Source organism: Pseudomonas sp. Leaf127 (assembly GCF_001423155.1).
In the GTDB taxonomy this organism is placed as follows: Bacteria; Pseudomonadota; Gammaproteobacteria; order Pseudomonadales; family Pseudomonadaceae; genus Aquipseudomonas; species Aquipseudomonas ovata.
This window is the reverse complement of the sequence record NZ_LMOA01000024.1, coordinates 103,656-121,283: the sequence shown is the minus strand read 5'-3', so window position 1 is coordinate 121,283 and position 17,628 is coordinate 103,656. Positions and strand designations below refer to the sequence as shown.

The following is a 17,628-nucleotide window of genomic DNA, read 5'->3' as shown; positions in this document are numbered from 1 at the left end:
CGATGGACGGCACGGTTACCCCTTCTTCTACATCCTCTACGGGTCGCAAGCCCAAGGTCAGGCCAGCGGGTGTTTCGCTGGCCTATCGCCTGGCCGTGGCCTCGCGTTTCATGGCCGCCACCTTCGGGGGCTACCTGCTGGCTTCGCTGTTCAGCGTGTGCATCACCCGGTGGGTGCCGTTGCCGCGTGCCGAGGCGGTGATGACCGGCATGATGCTGTCGTTCCTGGCCTACCTGGGGGCGTTTATCTGGTGTTTTGCCTGCCGCACGGCCTGGCGGGCCTGGAGTGGTGTGTTGCTGCCCTGCGCCTTGCTGGGCGCCGCCTACGGCTGTGACCGGTGGCTGCCATGAAAGAGGGCTTTCGCCAGGCGATGGCCTGGCTGCACACCTGGCTGGGGCTGATCTTCGGCTGGTTGCTGTTTGCCATTTTCCTGACCGGCACACTGTCGTACTTCAGGGCCGAGATCACCCACTGGATGACCCCGGAAGTCACCGCCCATACGCTGGATGCGCAAAACAGCGTGCGCCTGGCCCAGGACTACCTGCAACGCAACGCGCCCACCGCTTCACGCTGGGTCATCAACCTGCCCGATGCCCGCGAGCCGGGCCTCGGGGTCATCTCGATGATGCCGGGCAAGCCGGGCGAGCGCGGCAAGTTCGAGCGCAAGACCCTGGATGCCCGCACCGGGGCCGAGGTCGAGGCGCGCAAGACCCGGGGCGGTGATTTCTTCTACCGCTTTCATTACCAGCTGGAAATGCCGTACCCCTGGGGGCGCTGGCTGGCCACGATCGCGGCCATGGTCATGTTCATCGCGCTGATCACCGGCATCATTGTGCACAAGAAGGTTTTCAAGGAGTTCTTCACCTTCCGGCCGGGCAAGGGCCAGCGTTCATGGCTGGACGGGCATAACGCGCTGGGCATCCTGGTCTTGCCGTTCCACCTGATGATTACCTACAGCAGCCTGCTGTTCTTCATGTCGATGGTCATGCCGGCGAGCCTGCTGAGCACCTACGGCAGCGACACACGGGCTTATTACGACGAACTCTATCCGTCCCTTGTAAACCCGAAACCACAGAACGTACCGGCACCCATGGTCGCCTTCGACTCACTGGTGCCGCAGGCCGACGAGCGCTGGGGTGAAAACCGGATCGGGCGGCTCATCATCAACAACCCCGGCGATGCCAGTGCCTCGGTGCTGATCTACCGCGACACCCACGACCGTGTGGTCAGGCCCAGCGGCGACATCCTGACCTTCAGCGCCAGCAGCGGTGCACTGCAATCGGACAGCTCGCCGGACAAGGCGGTGCCTGCGGTGGTGACCGAGGCTTTCTACGACCTGCACATGGGCCAGTTCGCCGGACCGCTGCTGCGCTGGCTGTACTTCATTTTCGGCATCGCCGGCACGGCCATGATCGGTACCGGGCTGGTGATGTGGCTGGGCAAGCGGGCGCTCAAGCATGCCAAGGCCGGTGTACTGCCGTTCGAGTTGCGCCTGGTGCAGGTGCTGAACATCGCCAGCATGGCCGGGCTGATGATGGCTGTGGCCGCCGTGTTCTGGGCCAACCGCCTGCTGCCGGCGGGCCTGGCCGGGCGCGAGCACTGGGAGGTGCGGGCGTTCTTCGTGGTCTGGGGGCTGTCGGTGCTGCATGCGCTGCTGCGCAAGGGGCAGACAGCCTGGCGTGAACAGTTGGGCAGTGGCGCGCTGTTGTTCGCCGGCCTGCCGGTGCTGGACCTGCTCACCAGTCGGGAGTACCTGATGGCATCACTGCGCGCCGGCGACTGGGTGCTGGCCAGCTTCGACCTGACCGCACTCGGCACCGGATTGCTGCTGGGCCGGGCTGCCTGGAAATTTCGCCAGCGACCGGTTGTGGTCAAGCCGACCCGCAAAGAGGTCCAGGACAATGCCACCCAGGTGACTGTGCAGGAGGTCAACTGATGCTGCTGCCTGCCCTGTTGTGCTATGGCGGTTTTACCGCGCTGTGCCTGTCGATGGAGCGCCACTACAGCGACCTGCTGGCCGGCAAGCCGAGCCTGCGCCGCCGGCGTGTGCTCAAGGTCGTTGGCTGGCTGCTGCTGTGCGTATCGGCCTGGGCGGCGGTCAGTGCCGAAGGCTGGACCTTAGGCCTGGTGAAGTGGAGCGCGGTGCTGATGGCCAGTGCGGTATTGCTGGTGTTCCTGCTGCCTTACCGACCGCGCTGGGTGCTGGGCCTGGCCGGTGCCGCGCTGCTGCTCAGCCCGCTGGCGGCGTGGCTGTGAACACGCCGCGATAGTCCCCCGGTGTGGCGCCCATGTGCTGGCGAAAACGATTGGTGAAATGACTGGCGCTGGCAAATCCGCACTCCAGGGCAATGTCGCCCAACGGCTGCAGCGTCTCGCGCAGCAACTGGCGAGCACGCTCCAGCCGCCGGGCCAGCACATAGCGGTGTGGCGGCAGGCCGAAGCTTTCACGGAACATCCGGGCAAAATGGTATTCCGACAAGGCGCACAGCCCGGCCAGTTGACCCAGGCTCAGGGCTTCACTCAGGTTGGCCTCGATGAACGCCACCAGCCGCCGCCTTGCATGCGGCGCCAGGCCACCCTTGAGGCGCAGGCCGTCGCGCAGCCCGACCTGACTGAGCAGGGCATGGCTGAGCATTTCATGGGCCAGGCTGCTGGTCAGCAGGCGCTCGCCCGGTTCATGCCAGTTGAGGTTGATCAGGTGGCGAAAACGCTCGGTCTGGCGGGCATCGTCCAGAAAGGTGTTTTCCCGCAATTGCAACTCGCGAGGCTCGCGGTCGAGCAGGGTGACGCAGCCCTGGGCGAACTGCTCGGGACTGACGTACAGGTGCGCCAGGCGGATTTCCCCGTTGATGACCCACGCCGATTCGTGCCCGGCCGGCAGCACGCACAGCTTGCCGGGTGCGCCTTTCTGGTCGGGCTGGTCGCGGCGGAACGTACCGGTGCCGTCGGCGATGTAGCACGACAGGGTGTGGTGTGTGGGCGAGTGGTATTCACGAATGTCGTGATGGTTGTTCCACTGCGCGGCGATCAGACCATCACCCAGCAGGGCGCTCTGCTCCAGGCGGGCGTGGGGTGAGCTGTTCAGGCATTGGAAGACCTGGATGGATTCGAGCGCGGACATGGTGGTTCCTCTGACGGCTCCATCCTACGCCGCCAAAGGCCGTTTGCCAGCGCTGCCCGGTGCAAATGCGCAAGATTGTGCAAGCGGCCGGGCAGGCGGCGCAGCAGACTCAAGGCTCATCAGGAGCCGCATCATGAACCTCTCGCTTTATCTGCTTACTGTCGTGATCTGGGGCACCACCTGGATTGCCCTGAAACTGCAACTGGGCGAAGTCGCCATTGCGCTGTCGATCGCCTACCGTTTCGGCCTGGCGGCGCTGGTGCTGTTTGTGGCGCTGTTGCTTACCCGCCAGCTGCAACCGATGAACCGGCGTGGCCAGCTTATCTGCATGGCGCAGGGCCTGTGCCTGTTCTGCCTGAACTTCCTGTGCTTCTACACGGCCAGCCAGTGGATTCCCAGCGGCCTGATCGCCGTGGTGTTTTCCACCTCCACGCTGTGGAATGCGCTCAATGCCCGGGTGTTCTTCGGCCAGCGTATCGCCCGCAATGTCCTGCTCGGCGCCGCCCTCGGCATGGCCGGGCTGGCGTGCCTGTTCTGGCCGGAACTGGCCGGCCACACCGCCAGTCGCGAAACCCTGCTGGGCCTTGGCCTGGCACTGATCGGCACGCTGTGTTTCTCGGCTGGCAACCTGCTGTCGAGCCTGCAACAGAAAGCCGGCCTGCGGCCGCTGACCACCAATGCCTGGGGCATGCTCTACGGCGCACTGCTGTTGAGCCTGTATTGCCTGGTCAGTGACGTGCCGCTGCAGTTTGAATGGAACACCCGTTATGTCGGCTCGCTGCTGTACCTGGTCATCCCCGGTTCAGTGATTGCCTTCACCGCCTACCTGACGCTGGTCGGGCGCATGGGCCCGGAACGCGCGGCCTACTGCACCGTGCTGTTTCCGGTGGTGGCGCTGAATATCTCGGTGTTTGTCGAAGGCTACCAATGGACACTGCCGGCACTGTTCGGGCTGGTGCTGGTGATGCTGGGCAATGTGCTGGTGTTCAGAAAACCGCGTGCACTGCCGCAAACCGGACAAGGAAAACTGGCGTAATGACGACGGCCCTGCGTAGGAGCGCGCTTGCCCGCGACCGGCTGCGTTAGCAGTCGTAAAATTGTGGCGTTTCGCAGAGCTCTGAAGGTATTCACAGTCATCAATCTGTGGCGTTGCACAGATTTTGCGAGCGCTACGCACTCGGTCGCGGGCAAGCGCGCTCCTACACCAGGCAAGCGCGCGCCGGCACCGGGCAGCGCGCTTGCCAACCGGTGAATCAGCCTTTCCAGGCCTGGGTGTTGACCAGGTTCTGCGGGCGCTCGCCCAGCAGGGCGCTGCGCAGGTTGGTGCAGGCCAGGTCCGCCATTGCCTGACGGGTTTCATGGGTGGCCGAGCCGATGTGCGGCAGGGTCACGGCGTTGCTGAGCTGGAACAGCGGCGAGTCGGACAGCGGCTCTTTTTCGTACACATCCAGGCCGGCGCCGCGAATCGTGCCGTTCTGCAAGGCCTGGATCAGGGCCGGCTCGTCGACCACCGGGCCACGGGAAATATTGACCAGGATGGCGCCAGGCTTCATCAGCGCCAGTTCGCGCGCGCCGATCAGGTGATGGGTCTTATCGCTCAACGGCACCACCAGGCAGACAAAATCAGCCTCGGCCAGCAGTTGCTCCAGGCTGCGGAACTGCGCGCCCAGTTCCTGTTCCAGCGCGGTCTTGCGGCTGTTGCCGCTGTACAGGATCGGCATGTTGAAACCCAGGCGGCCGCGACGGGCCACGGCGGCGCCGATATTGCCCATGCCGACGATGCCCAGGGTCTTGCCGTAAACGTCGGTGCCAAAATGCGGCGGCTCGATGCTGCGTTTCCAGTTGCCGGCCTTGGTGTAGGCGTCCAGCTCAGCGACGCGGCGGGCACTGCTCATGATCAGCGAAAAGCCCAGGTCAGCGGTGCTTTCGGTCAGCACGTCCGGGGTGTTGGTCAGCAGGATGCCGCGCTCGGTGAGGTAGTCGACATCGTAGTTGTCGTAGCCTACCGAAATGCTTGAAACCACTTCGAGGTGCTTCGCGCCGGCCAGTTGCTCGCGGCCCAGCTTGCGGCCCGAGCCGATCAGTCCGTGGGACTCGGGTAGCGCTTCGTTGAACTGCGCGTTGATGTCGCCATGCTTCGGATCGGGCACGATCACGTTGAAGTCCTGCGCCAGGCGCTCAGCCATTTGCGGATTGACACGGCTGAAGGCGAGTACGGTTTTTTTCATTGTGCTGTCACTCTTGACCGGATGAATGAGTAGCACGCTAACATTTCGCTCCTGATCGGTCAGCCGTTTTCTTGTCGTACAACTGTCCAGGCCAGGCTATGCAAGGGTGTGCGCCTGCAGGTCGGCTTCATCGGCGGCGAGGATGTCCGGCAGGGTGCTGCGCAGGTATTCGACCCAGGTCTTGATCTTGGCATCCAGGTACTGGCGCGACGGGTACACCGCATACAGGTTCAGTTCCTGGAAGCGATAGCGCGGCAGCACCCGCACCAGCGTGCCGTCGCGCAGGCCGTCGATGGCCGAATAGATCGGCAGGATGCCGACACCCATGCCGCTGGCAATGGCGGTCTTCATCGCTTCGGCGGAGTTGACCAGGAACGGCGAATGGTTGAGGGTCACGGTTTCCTGGCCTTCGGGGCCGTTGAACTGCCATTTGTCCAGCGGGAACACTGGACTGACCAGGCGCAGGCAGGCGTGCGTCAGCAATTCGGCCGGCTTGTGCGCCATGCCGCGGGCCTTGATGTAGGACGGCGAGGCACAGACGATGCTGTAGGTGATGCCCAGGCGCTGCGACACAAAGCCCGAGTCGGGCAGTTCGCTGGCCAGCACGATGGACACGTCATAGCCGTCTTCGAGCAGGTCCGGCACCCGGTTGGTCAGCGTCAGGTCGAACGACACATCCTGGTGCTCGCTGCGGTAGCGGGCGATGGCATCGATCACGTAATGCTGGCCGACTCCCGGCATCGAATGCACCTTGAGCTGCCCGGCCGGGCGCGCATGGGCGTCGCTGGCCTCGGCCTCGGCTTCTTCGACATACGCCAGGATCTGCTCGCAGCGTTGCAGGTAGCGCTTGCCGGCCTCGGTCAGGGCAATGCGCCGTGTGGTGCGGTTGAGCAGGCGGGTCTGCAGGTGCGCCTCCAGATTGGAGACGGCTCGCGAGATATTGGCAGTGGTGGTGTCCAGTTGTATGGCAGCCGCAGTAAAACTGCCTGCTTGCGCCACACAACTGAAGGCGCGCATGTTTTGCAGGGTGTCCATGGTGATCTCTGGAGGGTACGACGGTCACGGTTGGCAAATTGTGACATGAAGTTACCGCTCCCTGTCCATCCCGACGACAGCGATTATCTCTGAATCTGTAACAAAGATTCACATTCGGCCCCGCTTATCGCCACCTTGGGCGCCGCCTAGAATCGCAGCACTTCTAGCCGCGTCATTGCCTTCGGGAACCTGCAACCGTGCTGCGTCGCATCATCAGGGGGGCCAAGGCCCTCAGTGTCCTGGCAATCTCCATCTTGATCGGCGGCTGTATTTCCCAACGGGGCATTGCGCCTCATACCGAGCATTTGCCCACGCAAGACCTGGCCATCGAACTGGCGCAGCGCGACGCCGGCTGGCCACGTGTGCAGTGGTGGCGTGCCTATGGCGATCCGCAACTCGATGCCTGGGTCGAACGGGCCGGGCAGGGCAGCCCGAGCCTGGCCGCCGCTGCCGCCCGTGTGCGTGAAGCGCAGGCCATGGCCGGCCGGGTCGAGTCGCGCGAGGCGTTGCAGGTTGACGCCAGTGGCCGGGCCGCACGCCGCCAGTGGCCTGACGACGGTTTTTATGGCCCCGGCGACCTGGCCGAGAGCCGCACCTGGGACAACAGTGCCGGGCTGGCCCTGAGCCTGGACCTGGACCTGTGGGGGCGCGAACGCAGCGCCAGTGAGCAGGCCATGGACCTGGCGCACCAGCGTGCCGCCGAACAGCGCCAGGCGCAACTGGCCTTGCAGGCCAATGTGGTGCGCGCCTATATCCAGCTGGCCCTGCAGCATGCCCGGCTGGACATTCTCGAATCGACCCTTGAGCAACAGACGCAGATCCTTGAACTGGCCCGGCGGCGCCTGGCGGCGGGCATCGGCACCCAACTGGAGGTCAGCCAGGCCCAGGCACCCTTGCCGGAAACCCATCGGCAGATCGATGCGCTGCATGAGGCGATCACCCTGCACCAACATCAACTGGCAGCCCTGGCCGGGCTGGCACCGCAACAGGGCGAACAGCTCCAGCGTCCGGCCCTGGCCTTGCAGCAGCCGCTCTCTTTGCCGGCCGCCCTGCCGGCGCAATGGCTGGGTCAGCGCCCGGATGTGGTCGCCAGCCGCTGGCAGGTGGCGGCCCAGGCCCGGGGCATCGAGGTGGCACAGGCCGGCTTCTACCCCAATGTCGACCTGACCGCCAGCCTCGGCTACATGGCCACCGGCGGCAACCTGCTGGGGTTTCTGGCTGGGCGCAAGCTGGCCTGGAACGCCGGCCCCGCCTTGAGCCTGCCGCTATTGGACGGCGGTCGCCTGCGTGCCGAACTCGGTCAGGCCAGCGCCGGCTATGACCTGGCCGTGGCGCATTACCAGCAGACGCTGGTCAGCGCGCTGCAAGACGTTGCCGATCAACTGCTGCGTCGCCAATCGCTGGACACCCAGCAGGCCCTGGCCCGTGAGTCGGTGGCCGCCGCCCACAACAATTGCGAACTGGCGCGCCTGGCCTGGCAGCGTGGGCTGGTCGACTACCTGGACGTGCTCCAGGCACAGACCCAACTGTGGCGCCAGCAGGACATCCAGCAACAGGTCGAAGCGGCGCGGTTGCAAGCCTATGCCGGGCTGGTGGTGGCGCTGGGCGGCGGCTTGCAGGCGGGCGCCGACACCCCGCCCGAACCGACCCTGCAACCCCGGTAGGAGCGCGCTTGCCGGTGTGTGTTTTGCGACAGCGGGTGATTTTTCTACGGAGAGCACACATGAACCTTGCCCTGCAACGCCTGATCACCTTGCCCTGGCGGCGTGAGTACCAGGCCTGGCTGCGCAGCGATGGCGTGACCTGGGTGTACATCGCCAAGGTCCTGCTGGCGGCCTTCACCACCTATTGGCTGGCCTTGCGCCTGGAGCTGCCGCAGCCGCGGATCGCAGTGATCACCGTGGTGCTGGTCATGCAGCCGCAAAGCGGGCAGGTGTTCGCCAAGAGCTTCTATCGTTTGCTCGGCACCCTGGCCGGCTCGACGATGATGGTGCAGCTAATGGCCTTGTTCGGCCAGGACTCGGTGCCGTTTCTCGGCTGCCTGGCGCTGTGGGTGGGCCTGTGTGCAGCGGGCGCGGCGCGGTTTCGCAACTTTCGCGCCTATGCCTTCGTGCTTGCCGGCTACACCGCCGCCCTGATCGGCCTGCCGGCGCTGGCGCACCCTGAGGGTGCCTTCATGGCGGCGGTATGGCGGGTGCTGGAAATCGCACTCGGCATCGCCTGCGCCACTGTCGTCAGCGCCGCGATCCTGCCGCAGAGCGCCAGTGCCGCGATGCGCAACACGCTGTTCCAGCGCTTCGGCCGCTATGCGCGGTTTGTGGTCGACGGCTTGCGCGCCGGCCATCCACAGTCGGCCTTTGAAGCCTGCAACCTGCAGTTCGTCGCCGAGGCCATTGGCCTTGAAGGGCTGCGCAGCGTCACCCTGTTCGAAGACCCGTCCATGCGCCGGCGCAATGGCCGGCTCAATCGCCTCAACAGCGAATTCATGGCCATCACCACGCGTTTCAATGCGCTGCATCAGTTGCTTGAAAGGCTGCGCAGCCAGCCCCCGCAACGGGTGTTGCAACAGCTTGAACCAGGGTTGGCCAGCCTGGTGTCCGTGCTGGAGCACTGCGCCGACCACGCCTTGAACCTGGAAGATGCCGCGCGTCTGGCGCTGCGTCTGGAACACTGGAAAAACCAGTGGCCGCCCCTGGTGCGCCAGTGGCGCCGAACGCTGGAAGAGGGCGGCCCCAGTGACGCCGAGCGCCTGGATTTTCATACCACGTTCGAGCTGCTGTACCGGCTGGCCTGCGAGCTGCACAACTACGCGCTGACCCATGCGTCGCTCGCCGATCACAACCATGTACGCGAACAATGGGAAGAGCCTTTCGTCAACCGCACCCATGGCATGGCCGTGCTCGGCGCCGGGGTGCGCGCCACGCTGGTGGTGGGGTTGATGAGCGCCTGGTGGGTGCTGACCGCCTGGCCCAGTGGTGCCACGATGATTCTGGTGTCGGCAATCACCGTGGCCCTGTCGTCGATGAATGCCAACCCGTGGCGCATGTCGTTGCAGATGGCCGGCGGCACACTGCTCGCGGCCCTGTTCGGTTTTGTCGAAACCTTTGTGATCTACCCGCGTATCGACGGCTTTCCCTTGCTGTGCCTGGTGCTGGCGCCGGTGTTGGTGGTCGGCACCTTCCTGTCCTCAAGGGCGCGCTGGGCCGGCTATGGGCTGGGGCTGATGCTGTTTTTCTGCATGGGCGCGCTGCCGGACAACCTCACCCGCTACGACCCGAGCCTGTTCATCAACGAATACCTGTCGATGGTCATCGGCATGCTGCTGTGCGCCGCTGCCGGGGCCATCATCCTGCCGCCCAACAGCCGCTGGATGTGGCGGCACCTGGAGGCTGACCTGCGTCGCCAGGTGGTGTTTGCCATCAGCGCGCCATTGGCACGGCTGGGATCGAGTTTCGAAAGCCAGACCCGCGACGTGATGCACCAGGCCGACACGCTGGCCGCCGGCCAGCCCGAGGTGCAGCGTCAGGTGCTGCGCTGGATGTTCGTGGTGCTGGAAATCGGCCACGCCATCATCGAGCTACGCCGTGAGCAGGCCCTGCTGCCGGTGCACCCCAGCTATGCCGAACACCGCGCCTGGCGGGTGTCGATCCGGGTCATGGGCCGCTCGTTGATCCGTCTGTTCATCCAGCCCGATACGCGCAATCTCAGGCGCAGCCAGGCCGCCGTCGAACGGGCCATCGGCCGGGTGCGCCAGACCGAAGAGCCCTTTGCCTCGCACTTCGATACCTCGCCGTTGCGCCGGGTCGAGAGCTACCTGCACTTCATCCGTACCTGCCTGCTGGACCCGCAGTCGCCACTGGCGGCCTGTGGCACGAAGGCACGAGGAGACGCCGCGCATGCCGCGTGAAATAGCCATTCACGGCCTGTACCTGCCGACCATGAGCCTGATGTTTGTATTGGCCCTGCTGCTGGCCTGGGCGCTGGACCGGCTGTTGTCGGGCCTGGACCTGTACCGCCTGTTCTGGCACCCGGCGTTGTTGCGCCTGAGTCTTTTTGTCTGCCTATTCAGCGCCCTGGCGCTGCCCCTTTACCGTTGAGAGTGCGTGGATGAAAAAGCTGTTCAGTGTGGGCGCGACCTTGTTGATTCTGGCGCTGGCGATCTTTCTGGGGCACAGCTTGTGGGTGCATTACATGGACACCCCCTGGACCCGCGATGGGCGGGTGCGCGCCGACATCATCAACGTTGCACCGGAAGTGGCCGGTACGGTCATCAACGTTGCCGTGCGTGACAATCAGCAGGTCAGCAAAGGCGACCTGCTGTTGCAGATCGACCCGGAGCACTACCGGTTGGCGGTCAAGCAGGCCAGGGCTGATCTTGCGGCGCGCCAGGCCGCCTGGCAGATGCGCGCCAGCAACGCCAGGCGCCGCGCCGACATGGACACACGGGTGATCTCGGCCGAGAACCGCGACGACGCCGGGCACCTGGCGCTGGCCGCCCAGGCGGACTATCAACTGGCCCAGGCGCGCCTGGAAAGTGCCGAACTGGATCTTGCGCGCACCCGCGTGCTGGCCTCGGTGGACGGCTACGTCACCAACCTCAACGTGCACCGCGGCGACTACGCGCACATTGGCGAGGCAAAGCTGGCCGTGGTCGATATGAACTCGTTCTGGGTCTATGGCTTTTTCGAAGAAACCAAATTGCCGCACCTGCGCATCGGTGATGCCGCCGAGCTGCAATTGATGAGCGGCCAACGTATCACCGGCCAGGTCGACAGCATCGCCCGTGGCATCTACGACCGCGACAACCCTGAAAGCCGCGAACTGCTGGCCGACGTCAACCCGACCTTCAACTGGGTACGCCTGGCCCAGCGCGTGCCGGTGCGTATCCGGCTCGATCCGCTGCCGGACGGGGTGCTGCTGGCGGCGGGAATGACGTGTACGGTGGTGGTGAGGGCGGGGTTGTGATGAAGCGGCAACAGACCCTATAGGGTCAGATTCAAACCAAAACGCTTTTTCAACACCCTGTCCAGCACCCCCTTGGGCACCAGCCACGCCACCAGTGGCATCAGCCGCGAGCCGTTGCCCAGGCGCAGCAGGCGCGGTGGGCGTTGCAGGGCGGCGACCACCTCCCGGGCAAACTCCTCGGCCGAGGTCGGGTTGTCCTGCGAGGCGCGGGCACGGGCGCGGATGCCGTCGCGGATCGGCCACCAGGGTGAGGTTTGATCGAGCAACTGTTCGGCCTCCTGCGTGGCGTGGCTGGCAAAGCGTGAGGCGATGGCGCCCGGCTGGACTTCCATCACCCGGATGCCGAAGGGCGCAAGCTCCAGGCGCAGCGCTTCGCTCAGCGCATGCACGGCAGCCTTGGAGGCGCAGTAGGCGCCGGCGAACGGGGTGACCAGCACGCCGGACACGCTGCCGATATTGACCACCAGTCCCTTGTTGCGGCGCAGGGCCGGGAACAGGGCGCGGGTGACGCCGATCACGGCAAAGACGTTGGTTTCGAACTGGCGTTGCAGGGCCGGCACGCCGCCGTCTAGCAAGGGCCCCATGGCACCGTAGCCGGCGTTGTTGATCAGCATATCCAGCCCGATCGGCGCCAGGCGCTGGCCCAGTTGCTCAAGGGCGACGCTGTCGTTGACGTCCAGTTGTACGGCCGTGAAGCCGGCGGCACTGAGCGCGGCGACATCCTCGGCCTTGCGGGCCGTGGCCCAGACCTCATGGTCGGCGGCGCGCAAGGCGTCGGCCAGGGCGCGGCCGATGCCGCTGGAACAGCCGGTGATCAGGGTGACGGGCATGAAGGCTCCTTGGGGAAGAAACAGCTTTGATTGCACGGCTGTACGGTTAAGGGCAACGCGATCCTGGGGCGCAAGCTTGCACCAGGCGGCGATCTTTTTCAGTTGCGGTGCGGGCTTCTTCGCGGTTGAGGCCGCGCTCATCAAACACAAAATAACTTACTGACTTTATTGGCTATTGAATTCACCGCTTGTAGGAGCGAGCTTGCCGGAATGCCGGACCACCGCGACCGGCTGCGTTAGCAGTCGTAAATTTTCAGCGTTTCCGAGATTTTGCGAGCGCTACGCACTCGGTCGCGGGCAAGCGCGCTCCTACAACCTCCCGGCGGTTATCAAACGTGGTTCAGTTGGAAAAACGGCCTTGCAGGTGTTCGGCGCGAAACTCCAGGGTCCCGGGACGGTAGCCGCTGCGCAGGGCCGGCAGCGGCAGGCATTCCTGCCAGGTGGCACCGGCCTGCAGTTCACCGGGGCCGCGATAGCGCGCCGAGGTGTAAGTATTGTCCGCCAGGTTCACCGTGTCGCCGGGTACATACGCCGCCACGCGCCAACGCAATTCCAGCAGCGGCACCGCATTGGTGTTGGTCAGGCTGACCTGCAAGGGCCGGTCGGCCGGGCAGGTCTGTGGGGCATGGCTCAGGCGCAGGTCCAGGCGTTCGAGCTGGCGGGTTTCGCGGCTGTCCTGCCAGATCACAAAGGTGGCGACCAGGCCCAGCGCCACGGCAGCCACCAGCGAGACCGGCAGGGCCTTGGCCGGGTAGCGCAGCAGCAGGATCAGCCAGGTAAGGACAAGCAGGATGCCGATCAGCATAGGGTGAATGCTCCGCGTAAAGATGCGCGTCATCCTACCCCAAAGCGAACCAGACCTGCCCGTGCCCGAAGTTTTCAGAAACTGTACAGGTCCGAGTCAGGCGCCATGACCCAGCGATCCTTGTCGTGTCGATGCAGGTAAGCCCTGGCACAGGCCTGCATCTGTCGATCAAAGGGGCACATCAGGTGCTGATTGTTGAAGTGCGCCTGTGTCGGCTTGCCATGCTTGAACCTGGCTTCCTTGATGGCCCAGGCCCGCAACTGGGTGCCTTCGGTGCAGACCAGGGCCAGGACCACGGCATCGTAGTATCGGCTGTTCAAAGCCGGCAGTTCGACACAGAAGGGGGCGTCCAGGTCGATGACCTGTTCGTGGCTTTCAACGACACAGGGTGCCGGTAGCGACGCGTCCACCTGGGCAAGCAGAATGCTCATCTCGACTCCTCACTGACATCGTTGCTGGCAATCGTCGACTTTAGTCACGCCAGGAAGTGGGTATCTACTGTCATTTATGACAGGTGCAGACCAATGGTCATGGCTTCCGATTCAGATAACAGAAGGGAGCAGATACCTGGGCAACGATGGCGTGCAACAGGCTGTTCTATCAGTGAAATGTTTATTCGGCTACTGGTAGATCTACGAGTGGTGTGACGGATCAAACGCTTTATAGTCGAGGCGACACGGAAGTTTTTATCGCATGAAAAAAGGAGTTATGTCATGAGTCAAGACAATCAGTCATCTGGCCTCCAGGAAAAGCGCTTCGTTGTAACAGTCTCTGCCGAGGTGGACAGTCAGTTGCCAGCCCCCTATGCGAAGGACGCGACATCAGACAACAAACTCAAGGTCGGCCAGGAAGCGTTCACTCTGGTATTGCCTGGCCTGGAAAGTGACAGGTACGGACACGTTCTGATGCATATGCAAACCGAAAACTTGAGCAGTCAGACCGAGGCCAAAATCAAAAAGTTCATCAGCGGGAAAGATACGGGGGCCTCGTTTGAAATAATCCCCAATAAGCCCTTCAAGGAGGGTGATGTCGCCACAATAACAGCCGCCGTCTATGCCCCATCGCTTGATCGGTGGTTTTTCGCGCCAGAATCCTTGAAGTACACCTTTGAAGCGCCATGAGCAAGTTGCAACACCTGTACTGAACCGACAACCCTGTTCCCCACAGGGTTGTCGTCGTTCCAGCTACCTCTTCAACGCGCCAGCGTCTGGGTCTTCACGCCGGCCTCAATGGGCCCGGAACGCCCATAGACATCCTCGAAGCGCTCGATATCGTCTTCGCCCAGGTAGCTGCCCGACTGCACCTCGATGATTTCCAGCGGGATCTTGCCGGGGTTTTTCAGGCGGTGCACCGAGGCGATGGGGATGTAGGTCGACTGGTTCTCGGTGAGCAGAAACACGTTCTCGTCGCAGGTCACCTGCGCGGTGCCGGACACCACGATCCAGTGCTCGGCGCGGTGATGGTGCATTTGCAGCGACAGGCTGGCGCCGGGCTTGACCGAGATGCGCTTGACCTGGAAACGCCCGCCCATGTCCACCGAGTCGTAGGAGCCCCACGGGCGGTAGACCTCCAGATGATTCTGGGTCTCACTGCGGCCCTGGGTGGTGAGGGTGTTGACCATCTGCTTGACGCCCTGGACCTTGTCCTTGTGCGCGATCAGCATCGCATCCTTGGTTTCGACCACCACGATGTTGTCCAGGCCAATCACCGACACCAGCTTGCCGTTGCCGTGGATCATGCAGTTGCGGCTGTCTTGCAGCACCACATCGCCCTTGGTCACATTGCCGTCGGTGTCCTTGTCATGCACCGCCCACAGCGAGGCCCAGCAGCCCACGTCGCTCCAGCCGGCGCTGAGTGGCACCACGCAGGCGCGCTGGGTCTTTTCCATGACCGCGTAGTCTATCGAGTCATCCGGGCAGCAGGCGAACGTGGCCTGGTCAATGTCAACGGTGCCGTCTTCCTGCAGGCTGCGTTCCAGGGTCAGCAGGCAGGTGTCGTAGATGTCCGGATCGTGTTTTTTCAGCTCTTCGAGGTAACGGCTAGCGCGGAACAGGCACATGCCGCTGTTCCAGAAGTAACCACCGTCCTCGACGAACTCGACCGCGCGTTTTTCATCGGGTTTTTCGACAAAACTCTGCACCCGCTGCACACCCTCGGGCAGCAGCGAGTCGGGGCCTGACTTGATGTAGCCGTAGCCGGTTTCCGGGCGGGTCGCCGGCACGCCGAACAGCACCATTTCGCCACGCTCGGCGGCCACGGTGGCCAGGGCCAGGGCGCGTTGCAGGGCCTTCTGGTCGTCGATCACATGATCGGCCGGCAGCACCAGCAACAGCGGGTCATTGCCCTGGTTGACCTGCGTCATCGCCGCCAGCGCCACGGCCGGGGCCGTGTTGCGCCCGAATGGCTCCATGATGATGGCCTGGGTGTCCAGCTTCAGCGCGCTCAACTGCTCGTTGACGATAAAGCGATGATCCTTGTTGCACACCACGATGGGTGCCTGCATGCCGTCGAACGCCAGGCGTTGCAGGGTCTGCTGGAACAGCGTGTGCTCGCCGGTCAGGGCCAGGAACTGCTTGGGAAACTGCTTGCGCGACAGAGGCCAGAGTCGAGAACCGCTACCGCCTGACAGGATTACCGGGATCATGTTGTGTCTCCAATCGTTTTCAATAAGGGCTGCAGGGCGTGGCTGACGCGTTGTGCGTCGTGGGCCGGTACTGCGTCGTGTCGTCATGGGTGTTGCTCCTCATCGCACGACCGTGAGGCCGCCGATCGGTCTTGCTCAGTTGTTCGCCTGGGGCTTGACCCACACCGGCGACAGGTTGCTGCCGGTGCCGGTGACATACAGCACCGCAGCCTCGCCGCGCTCCAGGGCAATGGGCTTGAGGTCGCTGACTTTCTTGTCGCCGCTGTACAGCGCCAGCCCGACCTTCACCGGGTTGACCTCACGCTCGCCGGTGCCCTTGGCCGCCACGGTCTTGACCACCTCGGCACTGCCGTCGGCGGTTTTCAGGCTCAGCGCCTGGTCGCTGAGGTTCTGCACGCGCACCAGGGATTTCTGCTTGTTCTTGAACGGTGCTTCCTCGACCAGTTGCGGCTTGCCATTGGCAGGGTTGACCAGGGTGTAGTAGTGATCGCTGGCCAGCTTGACCGGCAGGCTCTGGCTGCCCAGCCGGGCGGTGTAGTCGCCCTGGGGCATGAAGCTGAACGCGGTGCTGCCCAGGGGCGCGACGTCCTTGAGGTTGGTGTTGCCGACGGTCGCGCTGATTTCGCTGTTGCTGGCGTTGTAGACCCGGATGAAGGTCGAACCCTTTGGTGCGGTCGGGTACAGCGCGGCATCGCCGGCGGCCATGACCTGCAGCGAAGCCATGCCCAGGCCCAGCGCCAGGGCGGCGCTTTTGAGCAGGCGATTGGCAGTCGAACGAGTGGCAGTGTTCAGTAGGGTCATAAGGCAGTCCTCTTTCAGGGGTGCGCCCGCACGGGCGACTCGGATGATCCAGCCGTCGCGGCCAGGTTCTCTTGGGTGTTGCGGGGTTTCTTCAACCCGGCGATCCACTGGGCGTCGAATTCGCCCAGGTCGTTGTGCACCGGCAGGTAGCGCTCGGGAAATTCCCAGATCACCACCGACGGCGGGTTGTGCTTGAAGCCTTCGCTCTGCAGGTACTTGAGCATCGGCAAGAGCGGCCCGTGGCCGTCCTCGGCGTAATTGACAACATCGCTGTGCAGCGCCTGCTTGAGGGCACCGGCAAAGTTCCAGTTGGGGTTGGCGCTGTAGCTGGTGCCGACCAGGCCCACGGCAATCTCGGCGTCGGCAAACAGAGCGTCGTCGCTTTCTGTGCCCGTGCCTGCCGCTTCGGTGCTGCGTTTTTGCAGGGTGTCGGGCCGGGGCAGCAGGTGGCTGAACAGCGGGTCCAGGGGCAGGAAGTTGGTCAGGTCGCCCTTGTAGTCCGAGGTGCCAAGATCCGCGGTGACAAATGCCTGCGGCTCGACGTTCAGCGGCGCCTGGCGGGCAATGCTCTGACTGAGTTGCTGAGCGACCACTTCCGCGCCCAGCGGCGTCCAGTGGGTGTCGGTGCGCAGGAACACCTGGCCGCGTTGTTTGGCCTGTTGCAGCGGGGTGAGCAGGTCCGGCGCGACGATCCCGGCCTGCGCCACTTGTTGATGAAAACGCTGGTACAGGTCGCGGTGCAGACGCGCCGGGGTGTGTTCGCCGATATGCTCGGGGTACAGGCGGGTCTTGGCCGGGACAATCGCCAGCACCAGGCGCGAACCTTGCGTGCGCAGCGCTTCCTGTACGCCGCGCACCAGGGCCAGGTTCTCCTGCAGGTTGTGCTCGCCGCCGGCAATGGCGTCGAACTCCTCATCGCTGAACAGCCACTGGTCTTCACCGACCACCACGCCGGGGCGGCCTTCGTTGAACAACTGGTAGTCCAGCGCCGCCCACAGGTTGGTGCCCAGGCGCTTGATCGGGAACTCATCGTCGTAATGGGTCTCGGCCGCCTTGGTCCATTTGCCGTCGAGCACCGTAGTGCCGGGCGGGGGCGAAAAGTGCATGAAGCTGCGCAGCGACCAGAGGCCCAGCACCAGCAACAGGCCCATGAACACGGCGATGTAGAGGATGCGTAATGAACGGGTCATCTCGGGCGC

At 64.1% G+C, this 17,628-nt stretch carries 18 protein-coding genes; 9 read left to right on the top strand and 9 right to left on the bottom strand.

Translation table 11 applies throughout. From position 1 onward, the window contains the following. Positions 1-2 precede the first annotated feature (2 nt). The 3 genes from ASF84_RS25235 to ASF84_RS25225 are packed head-to-tail and all read left to right on the top strand — an operon-like array spanning position 3 to position 2,256. Positions 3-350 carry a DUF3649 domain-containing protein gene (locus tag ASF84_RS25235; RefSeq protein ID WP_056841631.1) on the top strand — a complete coding sequence of 116 codons (348 nt, stop codon included), beginning with the start codon at positions 3-5 and terminating at the stop codon, positions 348-350. Beyond that, positions 347-1,936, top strand: coding sequence for a PepSY-associated TM helix domain-containing protein (locus tag ASF84_RS25230; RefSeq protein WP_056841630.1), 1,590 nt, complete (start codon positions 347-349; stop codon positions 1,934-1,936). Before ASF84_RS25235 ends, ASF84_RS25230 begins: the two co-directional genes overlap by 4 nt. After that, complete coding sequence (locus tag ASF84_RS25225) at positions 1,936-2,256, top strand: DUF3325 domain-containing protein (protein ID WP_056841629.1); 321 nt, start codon at positions 1,936-1,938, stop codon at positions 2,254-2,256. The genes ASF84_RS25230 and ASF84_RS25225 overlap by 1 nt, the downstream gene beginning before the upstream one ends. Here the strand turns inward: ASF84_RS25225 and ASF84_RS25220 are convergent. Next, positions 2,231-3,121 (bottom strand): helix-turn-helix domain-containing protein, encoded by an 891-nt coding sequence (locus ASF84_RS25220; RefSeq protein ID WP_056841628.1) that lies wholly within the window; start codon positions 3,119-3,121, stop codon positions 2,231-2,233. The two genes, ASF84_RS25225 and ASF84_RS25220, sit on opposite strands and share 26 nt — an antisense overlap. A 133-nt stretch (positions 3,122-3,254) precedes the next feature. Here ASF84_RS25220 and ASF84_RS25215 point away from each other — a divergent pair, with 133 nt between their 5' ends. Then, complete coding sequence (locus tag ASF84_RS25215; protein ID WP_056841627.1) at positions 3,255-4,157, top strand: DMT family transporter; 903 nt, start codon at positions 3,255-3,257, stop codon at positions 4,155-4,157. A gap of 217 nt (positions 4,158-4,374) precedes the next feature. On the opposite strand, the gene ASF84_RS25210 is transcribed toward ASF84_RS25215, so the two are convergent. Both ASF84_RS25210 and ASF84_RS25205 read right to left on the bottom strand, forming a co-directional pair. Beyond that, positions 4,375-5,349, bottom strand: coding sequence for a 2-hydroxyacid dehydrogenase (locus ASF84_RS25210; RefSeq protein WP_056841626.1), 975 nt, complete (start codon positions 5,347-5,349; stop codon positions 4,375-4,377). 96 nt (positions 5,350-5,445) lie between these two features. Further along, the gene (locus ASF84_RS25205) at positions 5,446-6,384 is read right to left on the bottom strand and encodes a LysR family transcriptional regulator (RefSeq protein WP_056841625.1); all 939 of its coding nucleotides are present in this window, start codon (positions 6,382-6,384) and stop codon (positions 5,446-5,448) included. Positions 6,385-6,581: 197 nt separating this feature from the next. Between ASF84_RS25205 and ASF84_RS25200 the strand changes: the two genes are divergently transcribed. The 4 genes from ASF84_RS25200 to ASF84_RS25185 are packed head-to-tail and all read left to right on the top strand — an operon-like array spanning position 6,582 to position 11,349. Continuing rightward, complete coding sequence (locus ASF84_RS25200; protein ID WP_056841624.1) at positions 6,582-8,048, top strand: efflux transporter outer membrane subunit; 1,467 nt, start codon at positions 6,582-6,584, stop codon at positions 8,046-8,048. Between the two features lie 59 nt (positions 8,049-8,107). After that, entirely contained in the window at positions 8,108-10,291 is a 2,184-nt protein-coding gene (locus ASF84_RS25195) for an FUSC family protein (RefSeq protein ID WP_056841623.1), read from the top strand. Beyond that, the gene (locus tag ASF84_RS25190; protein ID WP_056841622.1) at positions 10,281-10,481 is read left to right on the top strand and encodes a DUF1656 domain-containing protein; all 201 of its coding nucleotides are present in this window, start codon (positions 10,281-10,283) and stop codon (positions 10,479-10,481) included. Before ASF84_RS25195 ends, ASF84_RS25190 begins: the two co-directional genes overlap by 11 nt. Positions 10,482-10,491: 10 nt before the next feature. Further along, on the top strand, positions 10,492-11,349 hold the full coding sequence (locus ASF84_RS25185) for an efflux RND transporter periplasmic adaptor subunit (RefSeq protein WP_056841621.1): 858 nt from the start codon (positions 10,492-10,494) through the stop codon (positions 11,347-11,349). Positions 11,350-11,366: 17 nt separating this feature from the next. On the opposite strand, the gene ASF84_RS25180 is transcribed toward ASF84_RS25185, so the two are convergent. The 3 genes from ASF84_RS25180 to ASF84_RS25170 all read right to left on the bottom strand — a co-directional run bounded on the left by ASF84_RS25180 (position 11,367) and on the right by ASF84_RS25170 (position 13,415). Beyond that, positions 11,367-12,179, bottom strand: a complete 813-nt coding sequence (locus tag ASF84_RS25180; RefSeq protein ID WP_056841620.1) for an SDR family oxidoreductase — start codon at positions 12,177-12,179, stop codon at positions 11,367-11,369. 340 nt (positions 12,180-12,519) lie between these two features. Next, on the bottom strand, positions 12,520-12,984 hold the full coding sequence (locus tag ASF84_RS25175) for a hypothetical protein (RefSeq protein ID WP_056841619.1): 465 nt from the start codon (positions 12,982-12,984) through the stop codon (positions 12,520-12,522). Between the two features lie 74 nt (positions 12,985-13,058). Next, positions 13,059-13,415, bottom strand: coding sequence for a hypothetical protein (locus ASF84_RS25170; protein WP_056841618.1), 357 nt, complete (start codon positions 13,413-13,415; stop codon positions 13,059-13,061). Positions 13,416-13,697: 282 nt separating this feature from the next. Between ASF84_RS25170 and ASF84_RS25165 the strand changes: the two genes are divergently transcribed. Beyond that, complete coding sequence (locus ASF84_RS25165) at positions 13,698-14,105, top strand: hypothetical protein (RefSeq protein ID WP_056841617.1); 408 nt, start codon at positions 13,698-13,700, stop codon at positions 14,103-14,105. Between the two features lie 71 nt (positions 14,106-14,176). On the opposite strand, the gene ASF84_RS25160 is transcribed toward ASF84_RS25165, so the two are convergent. From ASF84_RS25160 to ASF84_RS25150, 3 genes are all read right to left on the bottom strand, one after another. Further along, positions 14,177-15,628, bottom strand: a complete 1,452-nt coding sequence (locus ASF84_RS25160; protein ID WP_056841616.1) for a mannose-1-phosphate guanylyltransferase/mannose-6-phosphate isomerase — start codon at positions 15,626-15,628, stop codon at positions 14,177-14,179. Positions 15,629-15,763: 135 nt separating this feature from the next. Continuing rightward, positions 15,764-16,429 carry an alginate O-acetyltransferase AlgF gene (locus ASF84_RS25155; protein ID WP_056841615.1) on the bottom strand — a complete coding sequence of 222 codons (666 nt, stop codon included), beginning with the start codon at positions 16,427-16,429 and terminating at the stop codon, positions 15,764-15,766. Positions 16,430-16,443: 14 nt separating this feature from the next. Next, positions 16,444-17,619, bottom strand: a complete 1,176-nt coding sequence (locus ASF84_RS25150) for an alginate O-acetyltransferase (RefSeq protein WP_056841614.1) — start codon at positions 17,617-17,619, stop codon at positions 16,444-16,446. Positions 17,620-17,628 lie beyond the last annotated feature (9 nt).

Bases quoted from the DNA above. Each gene is read 5' to 3' on its own strand.
- ASF84_RS25195 (WP_056841623.1), top strand. From the start codon at position 8,108: ATGAACCTTGCCCTGCAACGCCTGATCACCTTGCCCTGGCGGCGTGAG.
- ASF84_RS25210 (WP_056841626.1), bottom strand. From the start codon at position 5,349: ATGAAAAAAACCGTACTCGCCTTCAGCCGTGTCAATCCGCAAATGGCT.
- ASF84_RS25190 (WP_056841622.1), top strand. From the start codon at position 10,281: ATGCCGCGTGAAATAGCCATTCACGGCCTGTACCTGCCGACCATGAGC.
- ASF84_RS25220 (WP_056841628.1), bottom strand. From the start codon at position 3,121: ATGTCCGCGCTCGAATCCATCCAGGTCTTCCAATGCCTGAACAGCTCA.
- ASF84_RS25165 (WP_056841617.1), top strand. From the start codon at position 13,698: ATGAGTCAAGACAATCAGTCATCTGGCCTCCAGGAAAAGCGCTTCGTT.
- ASF84_RS25160 (WP_056841616.1), bottom strand. From the start codon at position 15,628: ATGATCCCGGTAATCCTGTCAGGCGGTAGCGGTTCTCGACTCTGGCCT.
- ASF84_RS25185 (WP_056841621.1), top strand. From the start codon at position 10,492: ATGAAAAAGCTGTTCAGTGTGGGCGCGACCTTGTTGATTCTGGCGCTG.
- ASF84_RS25150 (WP_056841614.1), bottom strand. From the start codon at position 17,619: ATGACCCGTTCATTACGCATCCTCTACATCGCCGTGTTCATGGGCCTG.
- ASF84_RS25155 (WP_056841615.1), bottom strand. From the start codon at position 16,429: ATGACCCTACTGAACACTGCCACTCGTTCGACTGCCAATCGCCTGCTC.
- ASF84_RS25215 (WP_056841627.1), top strand. From the start codon at position 3,255: ATGAACCTCTCGCTTTATCTGCTTACTGTCGTGATCTGGGGCACCACC.
- ASF84_RS25235 (WP_056841631.1), top strand. From the start codon at position 3: ATGGACGGCACGGTTACCCCTTCTTCTACATCCTCTACGGGTCGCAAG.
- ASF84_RS25230 (WP_056841630.1), top strand. From the start codon at position 347: ATGAAAGAGGGCTTTCGCCAGGCGATGGCCTGGCTGCACACCTGGCTG.
- ASF84_RS25225 (WP_056841629.1), top strand. From the start codon at position 1,936: ATGCTGCTGCCTGCCCTGTTGTGCTATGGCGGTTTTACCGCGCTGTGC.
- ASF84_RS25175 (WP_056841619.1), bottom strand. From the start codon at position 12,984: ATGCTGATCGGCATCCTGCTTGTCCTTACCTGGCTGATCCTGCTGCTG.
- ASF84_RS25205 (WP_056841625.1), bottom strand. From the start codon at position 6,384: ATGGACACCCTGCAAAACATGCGCGCCTTCAGTTGTGTGGCGCAAGCA.
- ASF84_RS25170 (WP_056841618.1), bottom strand. From the start codon at position 13,415: ATGAGCATTCTGCTTGCCCAGGTGGACGCGTCGCTACCGGCACCCTGT.
- ASF84_RS25180 (WP_056841620.1), bottom strand. From the start codon at position 12,179: ATGCCCGTCACCCTGATCACCGGCTGTTCCAGCGGCATCGGCCGCGCC.